At 33.0% G+C, this 15,252-nt stretch carries 23 protein-coding genes and 2 pseudogenes; 16 read left to right on the top strand and 9 right to left on the bottom strand.

Going from position 1 to position 15,252, the window contains the following annotated elements:
* Both H3T84_RS06640 and H3T84_RS06645 read left to right on the top strand, forming a co-directional pair.
* Positions 1-584: RHS repeat-associated core domain-containing protein (locus H3T84_RS06640; RefSeq protein ID WP_198218623.1), on the top strand; the 584-nt coding region annotated here is incomplete at its 5' end.
* Between the two features lie 17 nt (positions 585-601).
* The gene (locus H3T84_RS06645) at positions 602-1,336 is read left to right on the top strand and encodes an SMI1/KNR4 family protein (protein WP_198218624.1); all 735 of its coding nucleotides are present in this window, start codon (positions 602-604) and stop codon (positions 1,334-1,336) included.
* A gap of 15 nt (positions 1,337-1,351) precedes the next feature.
* Here the strand turns inward: H3T84_RS06645 and H3T84_RS06650 are convergent, their stop codons facing one another.
* Positions 1,352-1,642, bottom strand: a complete 291-nt coding sequence (locus H3T84_RS06650) for a hypothetical protein (protein WP_198218625.1) — start codon at positions 1,640-1,642, stop codon at positions 1,352-1,354.
* Positions 1,643-1,662: 20 nt separating this feature from the next.
* On the opposite strand from H3T84_RS06650, the gene H3T84_RS06655 reads away from it, so the two are divergent.
* The 3 genes and pseudogenes from H3T84_RS06655 to H3T84_RS06660 all read left to right on the top strand — a co-directional run bounded on the left by H3T84_RS06655 (position 1,663) and on the right by H3T84_RS06660 (position 3,249).
* On the top strand, positions 1,663-2,040 hold the full coding sequence (locus tag H3T84_RS06655; RefSeq protein WP_198218626.1) for a hypothetical protein: 378 nt from the start codon (positions 1,663-1,665) through the stop codon (positions 2,038-2,040).
* A 439-nt stretch (positions 2,041-2,479) separates the two neighbouring features.
* Positions 2,480-2,563: pseudogene (locus tag H3T84_RS12445) on the top strand (hypothetical protein); the annotation flags it as partial.
* Between the two features lie 17 nt (positions 2,564-2,580).
* Positions 2,581-3,249 carry an SMI1/KNR4 family protein gene (locus tag H3T84_RS06660; RefSeq protein WP_198218627.1) on the top strand — a complete coding sequence of 223 codons (669 nt, stop codon included), beginning with the start codon at positions 2,581-2,583 and terminating at the stop codon, positions 3,247-3,249.
* A 44-nt stretch (positions 3,250-3,293) separates the two neighbouring features.
* Here H3T84_RS06660 and H3T84_RS06665 read toward each other — a convergent pair whose 3' ends face one another.
* Positions 3,294-3,578 carry a hypothetical protein gene (locus H3T84_RS06665; RefSeq protein ID WP_198218628.1) on the bottom strand — a complete coding sequence of 95 codons (285 nt, stop codon included), beginning with the start codon at positions 3,576-3,578 and terminating at the stop codon, positions 3,294-3,296.
* A gap of 112 nt (positions 3,579-3,690) precedes the next feature.
* On the opposite strand from H3T84_RS06665, the pseudogene H3T84_RS12450 reads away from it, so the two are divergent.
* Positions 3,691-3,774: pseudogene (locus H3T84_RS12450) on the top strand (hypothetical protein); the annotation flags it as partial.
* Positions 3,775-3,791: 17 nt separating this feature from the next.
* Complete coding sequence (locus H3T84_RS06670) at positions 3,792-4,460, top strand: SMI1/KNR4 family protein (RefSeq protein ID WP_198218629.1); 669 nt, start codon at positions 3,792-3,794, stop codon at positions 4,458-4,460.
* A 44-nt stretch (positions 4,461-4,504) separates the two neighbouring features.
* On the opposite strand, the gene H3T84_RS06675 is transcribed toward H3T84_RS06670, so the two are convergent.
* Entirely contained in the window at positions 4,505-4,756 is a 252-nt protein-coding gene (locus H3T84_RS06675) for a hypothetical protein (protein WP_198218630.1), read from the bottom strand.
* Between the two features lie 10 nt (positions 4,757-4,766).
* Between H3T84_RS06675 and H3T84_RS06680 the strand changes: the two genes are divergently transcribed.
* A complete protein-coding gene (locus H3T84_RS06680) occupies positions 4,767-5,144 on the top strand; it encodes a hypothetical protein (protein ID WP_198218631.1) in 378 nt (125 codons plus the stop codon).
* Positions 5,145-5,249: 105 nt separating this feature from the next.
* Here H3T84_RS06680 and H3T84_RS12145 read toward each other — a convergent pair whose 3' ends face one another.
* Positions 5,250-5,393 (bottom strand): hypothetical protein, encoded by a 144-nt coding sequence (locus H3T84_RS12145; protein WP_232346139.1) that lies wholly within the window; start codon positions 5,391-5,393, stop codon positions 5,250-5,252.
* Here H3T84_RS12145 and H3T84_RS12150 point away from each other — a divergent pair.
* The 3 genes from H3T84_RS12150 to H3T84_RS06695 all read left to right on the top strand — a co-directional run bounded on the left by H3T84_RS12150 (position 5,322) and on the right by H3T84_RS06695 (position 6,887).
* Positions 5,322-5,693 carry an RHS repeat domain-containing protein gene (locus tag H3T84_RS12150; protein ID WP_370524075.1) on the top strand — a complete coding sequence of 124 codons (372 nt, stop codon included), beginning with the start codon at positions 5,322-5,324 and terminating at the stop codon, positions 5,691-5,693. The genes H3T84_RS12145 and H3T84_RS12150 overlap by 72 nt on opposite strands.
* A gap of 3 nt (positions 5,694-5,696) precedes the next feature.
* Entirely contained in the window at positions 5,697-6,182 is a 486-nt protein-coding gene (locus H3T84_RS06690) for a hypothetical protein (protein ID WP_198218632.1), read from the top strand.
* Between the two features lie 204 nt (positions 6,183-6,386).
* Positions 6,387-6,887, top strand: coding sequence for a hypothetical protein (locus tag H3T84_RS06695; protein WP_174834453.1), 501 nt, complete (start codon positions 6,387-6,389; stop codon positions 6,885-6,887).
* A 59-nt stretch (positions 6,888-6,946) separates the two neighbouring features.
* Here H3T84_RS06695 and H3T84_RS12300 read toward each other — a convergent pair whose 3' ends face one another.
* On the bottom strand, positions 6,947-7,126 hold the full coding sequence (locus H3T84_RS12300) for a hypothetical protein (RefSeq protein ID WP_370524077.1): 180 nt from the start codon (positions 7,124-7,126) through the stop codon (positions 6,947-6,949).
* Positions 7,127-7,369: 243 nt separating this feature from the next.
* On the opposite strand from H3T84_RS12300, the gene H3T84_RS06700 reads away from it, so the two are divergent.
* From H3T84_RS06700 to H3T84_RS06715, 5 genes are all read left to right on the top strand, one after another.
* Positions 7,370-8,869: a hypothetical protein gene (locus H3T84_RS06700; protein ID WP_198218633.1), complete on the top strand. Its 1,500-nt coding sequence runs from the start codon at positions 7,370-7,372 to the stop codon at positions 8,867-8,869.
* A 389-nt stretch (positions 8,870-9,258) separates the two neighbouring features.
* Positions 9,259-10,818 carry a hypothetical protein gene (locus tag H3T84_RS06705; RefSeq protein ID WP_198218634.1) on the top strand — a complete coding sequence of 520 codons (1,560 nt, stop codon included), beginning with the start codon at positions 9,259-9,261 and terminating at the stop codon, positions 10,816-10,818.
* 944 nt (positions 10,819-11,762) lie between these two features.
* Positions 11,763-12,137, top strand: coding sequence for an RHS domain-containing protein (locus tag H3T84_RS12305; RefSeq protein ID WP_232346536.1), 375 nt, complete (start codon positions 11,763-11,765; stop codon positions 12,135-12,137).
* Positions 12,095-12,526, top strand: a complete 432-nt coding sequence (locus H3T84_RS12455; RefSeq protein WP_370524078.1) for an RHS repeat-associated core domain-containing protein — start codon at positions 12,095-12,097, stop codon at positions 12,524-12,526. The genes H3T84_RS12305 and H3T84_RS12455 overlap by 43 nt, the downstream gene beginning before the upstream one ends.
* Before the next feature lie 13 nt (positions 12,527-12,539).
* Complete coding sequence (locus H3T84_RS06715) at positions 12,540-13,043, top strand: hypothetical protein (RefSeq protein WP_174832647.1); 504 nt, start codon at positions 12,540-12,542, stop codon at positions 13,041-13,043.
* Between the two features lie 33 nt (positions 13,044-13,076).
* On the opposite strand, the gene H3T84_RS06720 is transcribed toward H3T84_RS06715, so the two are convergent.
* The 4 genes from H3T84_RS06720 to H3T84_RS06735 all read right to left on the bottom strand — a co-directional run bounded on the left by H3T84_RS06720 (position 13,077) and on the right by H3T84_RS06735 (position 14,813).
* On the bottom strand, positions 13,077-13,325 hold the full coding sequence (locus H3T84_RS06720) for an RHS repeat-associated core domain-containing protein (protein WP_198218763.1): 249 nt from the start codon (positions 13,323-13,325) through the stop codon (positions 13,077-13,079).
* Between the two features lie 3 nt (positions 13,326-13,328).
* Entirely contained in the window at positions 13,329-13,523 is a 195-nt protein-coding gene (locus H3T84_RS06725; RefSeq protein ID WP_198218636.1) for an RHS domain-containing protein, read from the bottom strand.
* Positions 13,524-13,611: 88 nt separating this feature from the next.
* Positions 13,612-14,319 (bottom strand): SMI1/KNR4 family protein, encoded by a 708-nt coding sequence (locus tag H3T84_RS06730; protein WP_198218637.1) that lies wholly within the window; start codon positions 14,317-14,319, stop codon positions 13,612-13,614.
* Between the two features lie 185 nt (positions 14,320-14,504).
* Positions 14,505-14,813: a hypothetical protein gene (locus H3T84_RS06735; RefSeq protein ID WP_198218638.1), complete on the bottom strand. Its 309-nt coding sequence runs from the start codon at positions 14,811-14,813 to the stop codon at positions 14,505-14,507.
* Between the last annotated feature and the right edge of the window lie 439 nt (positions 14,814-15,252).

Here is a 15,252-nt window from a genome sequence, read left to right on the forward strand (position 1 = left end):
AGATACAACAGAACCTGAGGTATCAGGGACAGTATTTAGACAGAGAAACCGGACTGCACTACAATACTTTCAGGTATTACGATCCAGATATAGGCCGCTTTACCCAACCTGACCCGATTGGGTTGGCCGGCGGATACAATCTTTATCAGTATGCACCGAATGCGTTTATGTGGATTGATCCGTGGGGATGGGCTAAATGTGGTACTGCCAGAAAAAAACGAAAGCCTTCCGCAAAGAACAAGCATATAGATCATTCCAGAACAATACATCATCCAGATGGATCTACTACTTACTACGACCATAAAGGTCGGGCGGTAACGTATGATAAATATGATAATCCAGATTTCAGCCCGTATAAGGAAGCAGAAGTAAAATCAACAAGGTTTAATGGTGATAGGAAACACGATAACAAAATAGCAAACAAAGAGATTGGATACAAAGGTGATAAAAAAGAGGATATATATAAGGCTCCGCCAGGAAAAGTGTGGCATCATGTTGATAAAGAGACATTGATACTTCTTGATGCTGAATTACATAAACACTTTCCTCATACAGGTGGTGCATCAGAACTTATTCATGGATAAACGTTAAAGGAAATAAAATGTTCCAATCAAAATATAAAGTACCCGAAGATATTGATAAACTGATTTCGAAATTAAAATTGAAAAAAAAATCACACAGTTCTTATATTAATTTTTTAAAACAATATAACGTGATTGATTTTTATAACATGGAATTTTGTTATGGTATTGACTGTGAAGGGGAAGAATTACCGCTCGAAGTTATTTTAGGCTTCTCAAAAAAAGAAGATGAAGATTTAATTGCTACAAACTATGGGTATCTGAATAGAATACCAAAAAAGCATATTGCTATAGCAACTGTGAATTATGGAGATTTACTTTGTTTACATCCGAATGGCAAAATTTATCATTGGGATCACGAAGTCAATGATTTGTATTTTGATCCGAAAGTAATAAACGGATACCTGGAACAAAATACCAATTTAAGATTTGTAGCAGATTCCTTTGATCAATTTTTATCAATGATTACCAAAATAGAAGATGATGATGATGATGATGATCCAAGTGAAGATGAATTTAAGAATCCGAATATTCCTTTTCCAGATTCAGCATTAAATACTTGGGTGAAAGATCCTAAAGGCATTTTTATGGGTTCACAGCGAAGCATTCCAATTTACTTAAAAAAATTAGAGCTTTCTGAAAAAGGACGTGAAGTATTAGCAAAATTAAAAAAAGAAGGAATTTCTGAAAAAGAACGTGAAATATTAGCGCGATTAAAAAAAGAAGGACTTTTAGAAGAAGGAATTTTTGAATAAAAAATTAAATTGTAATTACATTAATAAGAATGTGAACGTTGGCAACATCAGAAAAACAATGCTGAAATAATAAATTTTAGATTTAAAAACAGGTGGTAAACTGTTTATTACCACCTTCAAACTAAACTGATACCGCATAGGTATGTCCGCAGCAAACAGACCGCCAGCGGTACCCAGTATTATCATTACCATGCCGAACACCGCCTGACCGAAGTGCGTATCGACATACTGAACACTACGGCTACAGCTACGATACCCTCGGCCGGCGGATTGAAAAACACCGGCTGGACCGTGACGGTAAGCCATGCAACCGCACCACCTTCCCAATGGTTCTGGTGGCCGTCACAAATGGGGTGGCGGAACAACATGTAGAAAGTGAGACAAATATGAAGACTGCAACAGGATTTGCTAATTTATTGAAAATTTCTAAAAATATTCCTGAATCTGAGGGATGGTATATTTTTGTTGATTCAGATTTTGATGATACAAAAAAATGCATTGAATCTGCCAATTATTATCTTACTGAAACGGAAGAGGAAGATGATGATATGGATGAACAGAAAGATAAATATCTAGCCTGGCTGGAGTACGCAACATTTTTAGATATTATTTCTAATAAACTGGACCATCACCCTAATGCCTCTGAAGACGATTTAATAGAGGCTGTGATTTATTATCTTGAACTAGATGATTTTCTGGATTAATAATAAAATCGGCAATATACATGAATAAAGATATTTAATTAAGATAATTTTAATTTTTATTAGTATAAAATTGGATAGTGCCATATTCGCACAGATGTCATTATATGAAGACACAGTGAAGAAAACAGCAACTAAAACCTGATCCGCTTTAATCAGCTGCTCAGCTTCCGCAAAGAACAAGAATATAGATCATTCCAGAACAACATATCATCCGGATGGATCTATTACTTTCTACGACCATAAAGGTCGGGCGGTAACGTATGATAAATATGGTAATCCGGATTTCAGCCCGTATAAGGAAGCACAAGTAAAATCAAAAATGTTTAATGGTGATAGGAAACACGATAACAAAATAGCAAGCGAAAAGATTGGATACAAAGGTGATAAAAAAGATGATAAATACAAAGCTCCGCCAGGAAAAGTGTAACACCATGTTGATAAAGAGACATTGATACTTCTTGATGCTGAATTACATAAAAACTTTCCTCATACAGGTGGTGCATCAGAACTTATTCATGGATAAACCTTAAAGGAAATAAAATGTTCCAATCAAAATATACAGTGCCCAAAGATATTGATAAACTGATTTCGAAATTAAAATTGAAAAAAAAATCACACAGTTCTTATATTAATTTTCTAAAACAATATAACGTGATTGATTTTTATAACATGGAATTTTGTTATGGTATTGACTGTGAAGGGGAAGAATTACCGCTCGAAGTTATTTTAGGCTTCTCAAAAAAAGAAGATGAAGATTTAATTGCTACAAACTATGGGTATCTGAATAGAATACCTGAAAAGCATATTGCTATAGCAACTGTGAATTATGGAGATTTACTTTGTTTACATCCGAATGGCAAAATTTATCATTGGGATCACGAAGTTAATGATCTGTATTTTGATATGAAAGTAATAAACGGATACCTGGAACAAAATACCAATTTAAAATTTGTAGCAGATTCCTTTGATCAATTTTTATCAATGATTACCAAATTAGAAGATGATGATGATTATGATCCAAGTGAAAATGTATTTAATAATCCGAATATTCCTTTTCCAGATGAAATGTTAGATCGTTGGTTCCAAGACCCTAAAAGAATTTTTTTGTTGCCAGAACGATCAATACCAATTTACTTAAAAAAATTTGAACTTACTGAAAAAGGGCGTGAATTATTAGCAAAATTTAAAAAAGAAGGAATTTTTGAGTAAAAATTGAATTGTAATTAATAATAAAAATGTAAGTGTTGGCAACATCAGAAAACAATGCTGAAATAATAAATTTTAGCTTTAAAATCAGGTGGTAAACTGTTTATTACCACCTTGAAACTAAACTGATACCGCATAGGCATGTCCGCAGCAAACAGACCGCCAGCGGTACCCAGTATTATCATTACCATGCCGAACACCGCCTGACCGAAGTGCGTATCGGCATACTGAATACTACGGCTACAGCTACGATATCCTCGGCCGGCGGATTGAAAAACACCGGCTGGTTTCAGCCCATATGCGGAAGAAATAGTAAAATCAGATAAGTTCAATGGTAATAGGAAACACGATAACAGAATAGCAAGCGAAAAGATTGGATACAAAGGTGATAAAAAAGATGATAAATACAAAGCTCCGCCAGGAAAAGTGTGACACCATGTTGATAAAGAGACATTGATACTTCTTGATGCTGAATTACATAAAAACTTTCCTCATACAGGTGGTGCATCAGAACTTATTCATGGATAAACGTTAAAGGAAATAAAATGTTTCAATCAAAATATAAAGTACCCAAAGATATTGATAAACTGATTTCGAAATTAAAATTGAAAAAAAAATCACACAGTTCTTATATTAATTTTTTAAAACAATATAACGTGATTGATTTTTATAACATGGAATTTTGTTATGGTATTGACTGTGAAGGGGAAGAATTACCGCTCGAAGTTATTTTAGGCTTCTCAAAAAAAGAAGATGAAGATTTAATTGCTAAAAACTATGCGTATCTGAATAGAATACCAAAAAAGCATATTGCTATAGCAACTGTGAATTATGGAGATTTACTTTGTTTACATCCGAATGGCAAAATTTATCATTGGGATCACGAAGTCAATGATTTGTATTTTGATATGAAAGTAATAAACGGATACCTGGAACAAAATACCAATTTAAAATTTGTAGCAGATTCCTTTGATCAATTTTTATCAATGATTATCAAATTAGAAGATGATGATGATTATGATCCAAGTAAAGATGAATTTGAAAATCCGAATATTCCTTTTCCAGATGAAATGTTAGATCGTTGGTTCCAAGATCCTAAAAGAATTTTTCTGTTGCCAGAACGATCAATACCAATTTTCTTAAAAAAATTTGAACTTACTGAAAAAGGGCGTGAATTATTAGAAAAATTTAAAAAAGAAGGAATTTTTGAGTAAAAATTGAATTATAATTAATAATAAAAATGTAAGTGTTGGCAACATCAGAAAACAATGCTGAAATAATAAATTTTAGATTTAAAAACAGTTAGTAAACTGCTTATTACCACCTTGAAACTAAACTGATACCGCATAGGCATGTCTGCAGCAAACAGACCACCAGCGGTACCCAGTATTACCATTACGATGCCGAACACCGCCTGACCGAAGTGCGTATCGACATACTGAACGCTATGGCTACGATGCCCTCGGCCGGCGCATCGGCTGGATCGTGACGGTAAGCCATGCAACCGCACCAACTTCCCGATGGTTCTGGTGGCCGTAAAAAATGGGGTGGCGGAACAACATGTAGAAAGTGAGACAAATATGAAGACTGCAACAGGATTTACTAATTTATTGAAAATTTCTAAAAATATTTCTTATTATAAGGCATGTTATATTTTTGTTGATCCAGATTTTGATGATACGAAAAAATGCATTGAATCCGCCAACTATTATCTTTCTGAAACGAGAGATGAAGATGATGATATGGAAGAACAGGAAGATAAATATCTAGCTTGGCTGGAGTACGCAACATTTTTGGCAATTATTGACAATAAACTGGAACATCACCCTAATGCCTCGGATGATGATTTACTGGAGGCTGTGATGTATTATTATGAAAAAGATGCTTTTATAGATTAATAATAATAAAATCGGCAATATACATGAATAAAGATATTTAATTAAGATAATTTTAATTTTTATTATTATAAAATTGGATAGTGCTATATTCGCACAGATGTCATTTTATAAAGACACAGTGAAGAAAACAGCAACTAAAACCTGATCCGCTTTAATCAGCTGCTCAGCTTCCGCGGACTGAAATACAGCTACAACGAACACGGACGTACCCGCAGCAAACAGACCGCCGGCGGTACCCAGTATTATCATTACGATGCCGAACACCGGCTAACCGAAGTGCGTATCGGCATACTGAGCGCTATGGCTACGATGCCCTCGGCCGGTGGATTGAAAAATAATAGAGCAAAAACTACACGCAAACCTCAAGGTCACAGAATGATAGAAGAAGCGTTTGATAAAGAACCTAAAACACCTGGAGTACATGATGTCAAAGTATCACAACCATCAAATGTGTATTATCCTGATGGGACTACAAAAACAACTGATATTGTAAGAGCTGTAATCAGAGACAAACCTATTACTGCTTATCCATATGTTCCTAGAGATTAAAATATGAATATTAATTTAATTATAAAAGAAAAACCTACTGAATTGGATGAGTATCTAAATCAGGATGATATGGAATTACTACCTTTCCAATTTGCTCTTCTAGAGCTATCCCAGTATGTAAATGATTACATTAATATTTCATTCAAAAATCAACCAAGTATTGTTTTGGATTTGTTTGATGATTTTATGGTATGCTTTGACGATATAATCAATTTTATAAATGCGACCAAATTAGCATATTCTAAAAAAGAAAAAATATGGTTTTGTGAGCAAGGTTCGGATTTCTATTTATTTTATGAAGTTAAAGATAAAATAATTTATTTAACCTTTAAAAAAGGAAAATCTGTAGGTCTGCCAAATAGAAATACACCTGATTTTTCTGTAGAAGTAAATAAAATAGAATATTTTAAGCAATGGGAAAATTTGTTCCAAAAATTAAGCATTATTTTTGAAAAAAAACTTCATAAAAAAATTCCTCTACCCTTTTAATTCTTAATAACGTGTAAAAGCTCGAATAAATCAATATAAATTTATTTCAAAAAATGATATTCAAAATGCTCGATCAAATAATATATTAAAACAATCGGATGGACGTTGGGTTGTCGTAGGATCGAAAGACAGAATTCATCTGATAGAAAAAAATGGTTCTGAGATTGCTACCTCATTTGTCAAAGAAATGAAAGGATGTAAACTATGACTCTGTTAATAGGTGATAAATCACGTATAGCTGTTGAATATTCAATACATAATCGGGAAATGTTTTTTGGTTGTGCGAGATTATGGTTTAATAATTCATTTATTGGAAGTTTTAGTGATCCCATATATCTTGATGGATATTTGCTTGGTGGATGTTATGAAATACTATCTAAACCGATGCTTAATGATAGATATTCATTTGATAATCCGGTTAAAATATATGAATCAATTTATGATGACCAGTTATGTGATGATGATGATTTACATGACTTAGCACTATCTTATCGTATTAATTTTGGTACGTGGTCAGATTATTTTAATATTTATTCGTATAAGTTATCAGAAAGCACTGGCGCGATTTTATGGAAATTAATTGATAAATATGATGAATTGAAAGACTTAATAAATTATCCGTCATGTGTATTTTATGAGACTTTTAATTATAGTGATTTAATTGAAATCATGGATCAACTTAATTCTATAAAAACACAACAGTAAAATACAAGGGGCTGGGAAAAATAATCGGCCCCTTTAATTCATTTTATTGCTTAATTCCACTAAACCAGTATATTCTTAACCCCATTAACCACCTGTTTAGCCTGATAAAGCTGCTCACGCAGTTCCTGCACCCGGTTACCCTTAGCCATCAGCACAATACACTCGTTTGAAATCTTTACCGTCACGCCACGCACGGTCTTGAATCCCGCCTCTGCCAGCCAGTCGCTCCTAAGGTACAGGCCGAGACTTCATTATGTTAAATCAATAAATACTTATACCGGAAATCAGTTTTCCGCCCTGCTCAGAACCATTAGAACTATAGCTTACCTATAAAGCTATCTATCTTGAATACAAGAGAATTATCAATATAACATAAAGCTGTTTTGTACATTTTTAAAGCTAAGATAAAAACAATCCTTCATATTTTTATCTTATTTTGCTATTATTTAATTTAATATTAATAATTTTAAAAATTATTGACAATGAAACATCTTATTCAGCAGATTATATTACTCATTTTCTACTTAGTCTTCATTGACTTTGTACAAGCAAGTCAAACAAGTGTTTGTCATACCGACTCTCCTTATTATGATTTGTTGATTGAAAAGGACGGCATATATCTGCAAGAAACAGTGAAAGCTAAGAACAAAATTAGTTATGTATCTCAATCAAAAGCACGCTTAAAAGACATCACAGATAAAGGCGCTCGGATTATTTCTGATGATGGTGACAGGATACTTGTATTATCTAATGCAAAATACTTTTTTATACCTAAACACTTATATAGAACCATCAATCAATATAAAATTACCTCATTATTTAATGAAAATGAGGTTAGTAAAATTGTTTCTAACAAATTTTTTCTGGTTTCTGGTTATTGGTATTATGCCTCTTATGCGTTAGATGGAGAATCCTATAAACACAAAATACCTGAACTTAAAGGAAATTTAGAAATCATTGCCGTAGCCGTAGTAAATAATAAATATTTGGGAAGGTTTAATCATTTTGGGTCTATTGTATTAAAAGATGATGAGGGTTATCAAATTATATTAAAAGATGATAACGCAGTGTATGTCTACGATATAAGTAAGAATAAACTTGAAAAAATTCCTCATCTCACACCTTCACAAACACATTTTTTTCAGACACATCATTCTCATCCAAAAATTTACTACTTGTATGACGATGATACATTTTATCTGATTGATAAAGACTATAAATACACAGACATTACCGAAGAGTTCAATCTGCAAGGTAAGTATAATGGGTTTACTAAAGCGGAGATGCACACTAATTGGTCAGGTGATTCTATGGATACAAAGGATGGACTGATATGGATTAAAATATTTAATTCTTTTAAACCAGTTAAAGCGACCTATCTGAATGCGTACAAAGATTTATATGTCTATCATAACAAAGTATATAGCCATAATTGGGCTCTTCAAGATGAAGCTGCTCCTTCTGATCCGAGCTATAGAGATGGATCAATTGATATATCAAATGTCAAAAATCCTGGTGAACTACACAAAATTTCATCTTCAGAGTACTTTGACAATCAACAATACTATAGTCTTGAAGAAAATTCACGAAGACTAGAAAAAAAAGAGCCTTCTGCCTATCTCAAACTACTTACTGCAAAAGATCATATTGAAATCAGAGAGAAGCGAATTTTTATTGACGGGCAACAACTCAATACCGATCAATTTCAAGATGCTCCGATTTTTCTGGGATCAATTGTCGATATTATAAGTCCATGTAGGAAAATTATACTTCCAGCTTGCGGCTACGAATACCGTTCAAAACAGGACTACTATTACTTTTTTACAGATGGTAAAAAAGTTTATGCTTATATCAATCCTGGAGAAAATCAAAAACCAAAAGTGTTGCATAACGTTTCTCCTCGAAATCTCAAGGCAAACGATTACGATACATTAAAAAAATTACTGAACATATTGCTACCAACAGCAAAGAAAAACGATTAGTTTTAAAAAGATCCGACGGCACCAGTCTCAGCTAGCTGATGACACAGTTTTTTCAGTACTCAAAGGGCATATATATAATTGATTAAATGTCTAGCAAATATCGTTTCTATTCACTGACCGGCACTATACCAAAGCCTGATATTTTAAAGACGCGACTAAATTATACTAAATCAATAAATATTTTTATCATAAATGAGCTTTCCGTACAGCTTAGGATAAATAAATGTATAGCTTACCTATAAAACCATCTATTTTTAAATAGGAATAATTTATCAGTATAACATAAAGCTGTTGTGCATATTTTTTTAGAGATAAGATAAAAATCCTTTATATATTTATCTTATTTTGCTAAAATTAATATAATATTAATTATTCTAAAATTATTGACAATGAAATATCTTATTCAGCAGATTATATTAATCATTTTCTATCTGGTATTCATTGAATTTGCACAAGCATGTTATTGTTTCTCCAACCCTCATTATTATAATCTATTAGTTGAAGAAGATGGCATATATTTGCAAGAAACAGTTAAAGATATGAACGAAATTAGTTTTGTATCTCAATCAAAAATACGTTTAGAGGGTTTTAAAAATAAAGACGTGCGGGTTATTTCTGATGATGGTAGCAATACACTTGTGCTATCAAATGCAAAATACTATTTTATACCTCAATCCTTAGAGTCCACCAAAGTAAATAAATTTACTCCATTATTTAATGAAAACGAAGTTAGCAAAATAGTCGCTAACCATTTTTTTCTGGTATCTGGCAATTGGTATTATGCGTCTTATTACGCACCAAGGGGAGAAACTTATAAACAAAAAATACCTAAGCTCAAAGGAGATTTGGAAATCATTGTCAACTTCGGTGACTATAAATATTTGTTAAAAAATGATAACTATGTATATATATACGATAAAAACGATAATAAACTTGAAAAAATTTCACATCAAGGAAATTGGGAAATCATTACCAACTTTGGTAGTGAGGCATTATTAAAAGATGATAATGCTGTATATGTCTTTGATAATCACAGGGATAAATTTGAAAAAATTCCGCATCTCACACCTTCACAAACACATCTTTTTCAGTCACTTTATTTTTTAGATAGGAATAATCGTTATTACTTATATGATGATGATACTTTTTATCTGATTAATCTTGCTGAACGTTTTAAATACACAGACATTACCAATGAATTCAATCTGCAAGGTAAGTATGATGGTTTTACTAAAGCAGAGATGCACACTAATGAGTCAAGTGATTCTATGGATACAAAGGATGGGCTGATATGGCTTAGATTAGGAGATTCTTTTACACCAGTCAAAGCGACCTACCTGAATGCGTACAAAGATTTATATGTCTATCATAATAAAGTTTATGCTAACAATCGTGATCTTTATGATTTTATACGCCATGAAACAGCTCCTCCTGATCCGTGCTACGGAGATACTTTATACAAAGATAAATCAATTGATCTATCGAATGTTAAAAATCCAAGAGAACTACACCGACCTTTATTTTCAGTGTTCTCTGACAATCAACAACAATATAGTCTTAAAGAAGATCCTTTTAGACTAGAAAAAAAAGACCCTTATGCCTATCCCCGACTTACTACAAAAGATCATATTGAAATCAAAGAAAAGCGAGTTTTTATTGACGGGCAACAACTCAATACCGATGAATTTAAAGATACACCGATTTTTCTGGGATCAATCGCCGTTATTATAAGTCAATGTAACTACATATCATCTCGTGATATAATGGATTACTATTACTTTTTTACAGATAGTAAAAAAGTTTATGCTTATATTAATCCTGAAAAAAATCAAAAATCAAAAGTGCTGGATAACGTTTCTCCTCGAAATCTCAAGGTAAACGATTACGATACATTAAAAAAATTATTGAACATATTGCTACCTCCAGCAAAGGAAAACGATTCGTTTTAAAAAGATCCGACAGCACCAATCCACACTGGCTGATGACACAGTTTTTCAATATCTCGACAAACATGCATATGAACGATTTAATATATAGCAAATATCGTTTCTGTTCATTGGCCAGAACTATACCAAAGCATGATATTTTTGGTGTGACTAAATTATGCTAAATAAACATTTATACTGCAAATCGGTTTTCTGTGCAGATTACGATAAATAGGCATGAGGGTTATTTCTGATGTTGGTAGCAAGCTAGTGTATCCAATACAAAATATTATTAAATACCTAAATCCTTATCTAACGATGCCAAAAAATGAAATTATCCCGTTAGTTAATAAAAGCGAAGTTAGCAGAATTGTCACTAACGCATTCTTTCTGGTTTCTGGTAAATAATACTATTGCCTCTTCTGCATTAAATGGAAAATTTAATAAATACAATATATTTAGACTTAAAGAGAATTTATAAATCATTTCCAATTTTAATGGTAGCGAATATTTGATAAAAGATAATAATAATAATGTATTTATTAAAACATAAAAACCCATCAGTGACCGTAAATGAGTTCGATGTTGATATCTCTGAGGATGGGTTAATAATTTATGAGTCATGCATAAATTATATTTTATTGATTGTAATGATACGGATATTTATAAAATTACCGGTTGTGAAAATAAAAAAGCATAAAAGAAATACAAAAACTGATTATATCTGTCTTATATTATTACACTGATAAGGAGTTACTACCACAACGATGTTTTGATCCTCAGAATAAATATGTAGATGCATAGGAATAGATATAAATAATTTAAATAAATAAATTATTTTTGAGTCAAATTTAATAAATATAGCTACTCTTCCTGTCTACAAAACACTGGCAATATCTTTACTACTATTACAGTGCCAAACACGGTTTAAATAGAAACAATCAGTTTTGCATCCGCACCACCCTTCTGTGAGACAGGTTGCAAATGATTCAGGAAAGCAGCGCAGAAACCGACATAGCCTTTACCTGTATACCGGCGAAGGCAGCTATGAACCGCTAGCGCGGATAGACAGAAACGGTAATCAGGAACAACACATCTACTACTTCCATACCGACCTGAACGGCATGCCGGAGGAGCTGACAGATGAAGTCGGTGAAACTGTCCGGGAATGCTCATATCAGCTGTGGAACAAACCGATACAGGAGATTGCCCATCAAGAGATACAACAGAACCTGAGATATCTGATCAGTATTCAGACAGAGAAAACGGACTGCACTACAATACTTTCAGATATTATAATCTGGATACAGGCCGCTTTACTCAGCCTAACCCGATTGGGTTAAACGGCGGGATAAACCTGTATGCATATGGGCCGAATCCTCTCACATGGATTGATCCGCTGGGGTTAACCGAAGACCCTGTTTACGAAAACTCAGGTCATCATGACCCTCATCATTTAAAGAATAGGCGATTTCAACTTAATAAAACAAAAAGTGTTATCCCAAAAATGCCGAGGAACTTTTTAAATATAGTCAGGTTGATCCTGATGATCCAACAACTCGATGGACAAAAGTTGGTGAAGGGAAAAAGGCTGTTTGACATAGATTCCAAAGCACTGCGCCAGATAGTTCTAGTCCTTTTCATTGGAATGGTTCTACAAATAGCGTCGATTTTAAAGGCAAACCGAATGCAATTGCTATGCAAAATGTTTCTAAATTTGCCAAGAAAATGAAAGGATGCAAACTATGATTCCGCTAATAGGTGATAAATCTCGTATAGCTGTTGAGTATTCAATACTTAATCGAGAAAGTTTTTTTGGTTGTGCGAGATTATGGTTTAATAATTCATTTATTGGAAGTTTAAGTGATACCACCATATATCTTGATGGATATTTGCTTGGCGGATGTTATGAAATACTATCTAAACCGATGCTTAATGATAGATATTCATTTGATAATCCGGTTAAAATATATGAATCAATTGATGATGATACGCGGCTTGATGATGATGAGTTATATGGCTTAGCACTATCTAATCGTATTAATTTTGGTACATGGTCAGATTTTTTTGATATTTATTCGTACAAGTTATCAGAAAGCACTGGTGCGATTTTATGGAAATTAATTGATACATATGGTGATGCGAAAGACTTAATAAATTATCCGTCATGTGTATTTTATGAGACTCTTAATTATAGTGATTTAATTGAAATCATGGATCAACTTAATTCTATAAAAACACAACAGTAAAATAAAAGAGGCTGGGAAAAATAATCGGCCTCTTTAGTTCATTTTATTGCTTAAATCCACTAAACCAGTATACCAAGTAATAGGATGTGGTGCATACTGATAAAGATTAAATCCGCCGTCCAACCCAATCGGATCCGCCACAGTAAAGCGATCTGTATCCGGATCATAGTACCTGAAAGTATTGTAATGCAGTCCGGTTTCTTTGTCTGAATATTGTCTCTGATGCCGCAGGTTCTGTTGTATCTCTCTATGGGCAATCTCCTGTATCGGTTTACCCCACAGCTGCTAAAAGCATTCCCAGACAGTTTTACTGGCCTCACCCGTCAGTTCCTCCGGCATGCCATTCAGGTCGGTATGGAAGTAGTAGATGTGTTGTTCCTGATTACCGTTTCTGTCTATCCGCGCCAGCGGTTCATAGCTGTACTGGTCGGTATACAGATACAGGCTCTGCCGTTTGTCTGCGCTGCTTTCCTGAATCATCTGCCGACCGAGCGCATCGTGTACTCTGTGTTTTTGATGTTACCAACAGCATTTCTTATGCTTCTTATTGTAATTACAATTTAACTTTTCATTCAAAAATGCCGTCTGGCAAAAGTCCTGCTTTTTTTAAGCTTGCTAATTTTTCACGATCCTCTTCAGTAGGTACTAATGTTTTGAATTTTGCTAATATTTTACGTCCTCTTTCAGAAGCTTCTAATTTTTCTATATATATCGGTATAAATAGTTCTGACTCATTAAAAATCCTTTTAGGATTTTCTTCCCAAAGCTCTAATGCCTCTGCCGGAAAAGTAATATCCGGAAGATTAAATTCATTTTCATTCTGATTATAATTAGCTTTATTTTTTGTTCTAGTAATCATGGATAAAAATTGACCAAATGAGTCTGCTACTGGCATTAAAGCTGTATTTTGATCCAAATACCCGTATCTAACCATCATATCAAAATGTAAATCATTGATTTTACGATCCCAATAATAAATTGGACCACCACCCAGACAAAGTAAATCTCCATGATTTATTCTTGCTATAGCGAAGTAGCCCCTAGGTACTCTTTTTAAACACATCTCATTAAGAGCAATTAAATCTTCACCTGCTTTTTCTGAGAATCCCAGAATCACTTCCAGGGGCAATTTCTTCCCTTCATAGTCAATATAATAACTATAATCTAAACCATAAAAATCAATTACGTTATATTGTTTTAAAAAATTAACGTAAGATTCGTATGCTTTTCTTTTTAATTTTAGTTGTGAAATCAGTTTATTAATGTTTTTGGGCACCGGATATTTTGATTGAAATTTTTTATTTCCTTCAATGTTCCATGAATCAGAAATACTGGCCTGATTTTCTTCTATTCTATCTGGGTTTTCTGAGTTAATTCCCGGATCGGTACTGTTTTGGAATTGATATTCATCCTCATCAGCTTTCTTGCTATTTATTTTTTTCCTCTTCTGTAATTATCTAACTAAAGTGCTTCCGGTGAAAGATCATCAATATACGCTAGAACTGATATATGAGTTTTTTCCTCTACTTCTTTTAGCCAGTTACAAAAATTCTCAAATATAACATCATCACTTTCTTCTTCACTTAAAAATCCAAAACCGGATGTATGAGAAACATCTAAAGTATTTAATGCTTCAATAAATTCGGCCTCATTTTTAATCAGCCAATCCATTGGTAACTTCATCATAATATCTATTAGCTTAAGTTCATCCTCATAAGCAAGATAAGATGGTCTGTTTTCCAAAAAATTATTAAGTATATTTTCATTCATAAGTTAATATTATGATCCGACTAATAGAATTTGTTTTCTATGGATATTTCATTTTTTTTAACATTTAATATTTTAAACACATACAAAATTTGCCTTTAAATAATTATGCAACTGAATTTCAAATAGTTTTCTTAAATCGGCTGTCACCGATATTTTTTACTATTTAATAACTTAATATATGGAAAAATGCATCATGCACTGTATCTCATGAGTCTATGTCATTTGTTTTCTTTTTATTTCCAGTAACAACTACAAATTCCCTTATAGTTCTCGATGGAATAATTGTTTTTCCTTCAATACCACTAGCAGTATTTGATGAGCTATTCATATCAAAGATCTCGGCTTTAGCTAGATTTTTAGTTAGTTCGTTATTGCCATATCTAGCTTCAAATACGTGATAATTTCCATATTTATCAACAGGTACAAATATGCTTTTATT

Source organism: Snodgrassella sp. M0110 (genome assembly GCF_016101465.1).
Taxonomy (GTDB): Bacteria; Pseudomonadota; Gammaproteobacteria; order Burkholderiales; family Neisseriaceae; genus Snodgrassella; species Snodgrassella alvi.

Excerpts from the sequence above, each read along its gene's own strand:
- H3T84_RS06680 (WP_198218631.1), top strand. The coding sequence starts at position 4,767 with ATGGTTCTGGTGGCCGTAAAAAATGGGGTGGCGGAACAACATGTAGAA.
- H3T84_RS06705 (WP_198218634.1), top strand. The coding sequence starts at position 9,259 with ATGAAATATCTTATTCAGCAGATTATATTAATCATTTTCTATCTGGTA.
- H3T84_RS06645 (WP_198218624.1), top strand. The coding sequence starts at position 602 with ATGTTCCAATCAAAATATAAAGTACCCGAAGATATTGATAAACTGATT.
- H3T84_RS06650 (WP_198218625.1), bottom strand. The coding sequence starts at position 1,642 with ATGGCTTACCGTCACGGTCCAGCCGGTGTTTTTCAATCCGCCGGCCGA.
- H3T84_RS06725 (WP_198218636.1), bottom strand. The coding sequence starts at position 13,523 with ATGATTCAGGAAAGCAGCGCAGACAAACGGCAGAGCCTGTATCTGTAT.
- H3T84_RS06660 (WP_198218627.1), top strand. The coding sequence starts at position 2,581 with ATGTTCCAATCAAAATATACAGTGCCCAAAGATATTGATAAACTGATT.
- H3T84_RS06670 (WP_198218629.1), top strand. The coding sequence starts at position 3,792 with ATGTTTCAATCAAAATATAAAGTACCCAAAGATATTGATAAACTGATT.
- H3T84_RS06655 (WP_198218626.1), top strand. The coding sequence starts at position 1,663 with ATGGTTCTGGTGGCCGTCACAAATGGGGTGGCGGAACAACATGTAGAA.
- H3T84_RS06695 (WP_174834453.1), top strand. The coding sequence starts at position 6,387 with ATGACTCTGTTAATAGGTGATAAATCACGTATAGCTGTTGAATATTCA.
- H3T84_RS06690 (WP_198218632.1), top strand. The coding sequence starts at position 5,697 with ATGAATATTAATTTAATTATAAAAGAAAAACCTACTGAATTGGATGAG.
- H3T84_RS06735 (WP_198218638.1), bottom strand. The coding sequence starts at position 14,813 with ATGAATGAAAATATACTTAATAATTTTTTGGAAAACAGACCATCTTAT.
- H3T84_RS06715 (WP_174832647.1), top strand. The coding sequence starts at position 12,540 with ATGATTCCGCTAATAGGTGATAAATCTCGTATAGCTGTTGAGTATTCA.
- H3T84_RS12145 (WP_232346139.1), bottom strand. The coding sequence starts at position 5,393 with ATGATAATACTGGGTACCGCCGGCGGTCTGTTTGCTGCGGGTACGTCC.
- H3T84_RS06700 (WP_198218633.1), top strand. The coding sequence starts at position 7,370 with ATGAAACATCTTATTCAGCAGATTATATTACTCATTTTCTACTTAGTC.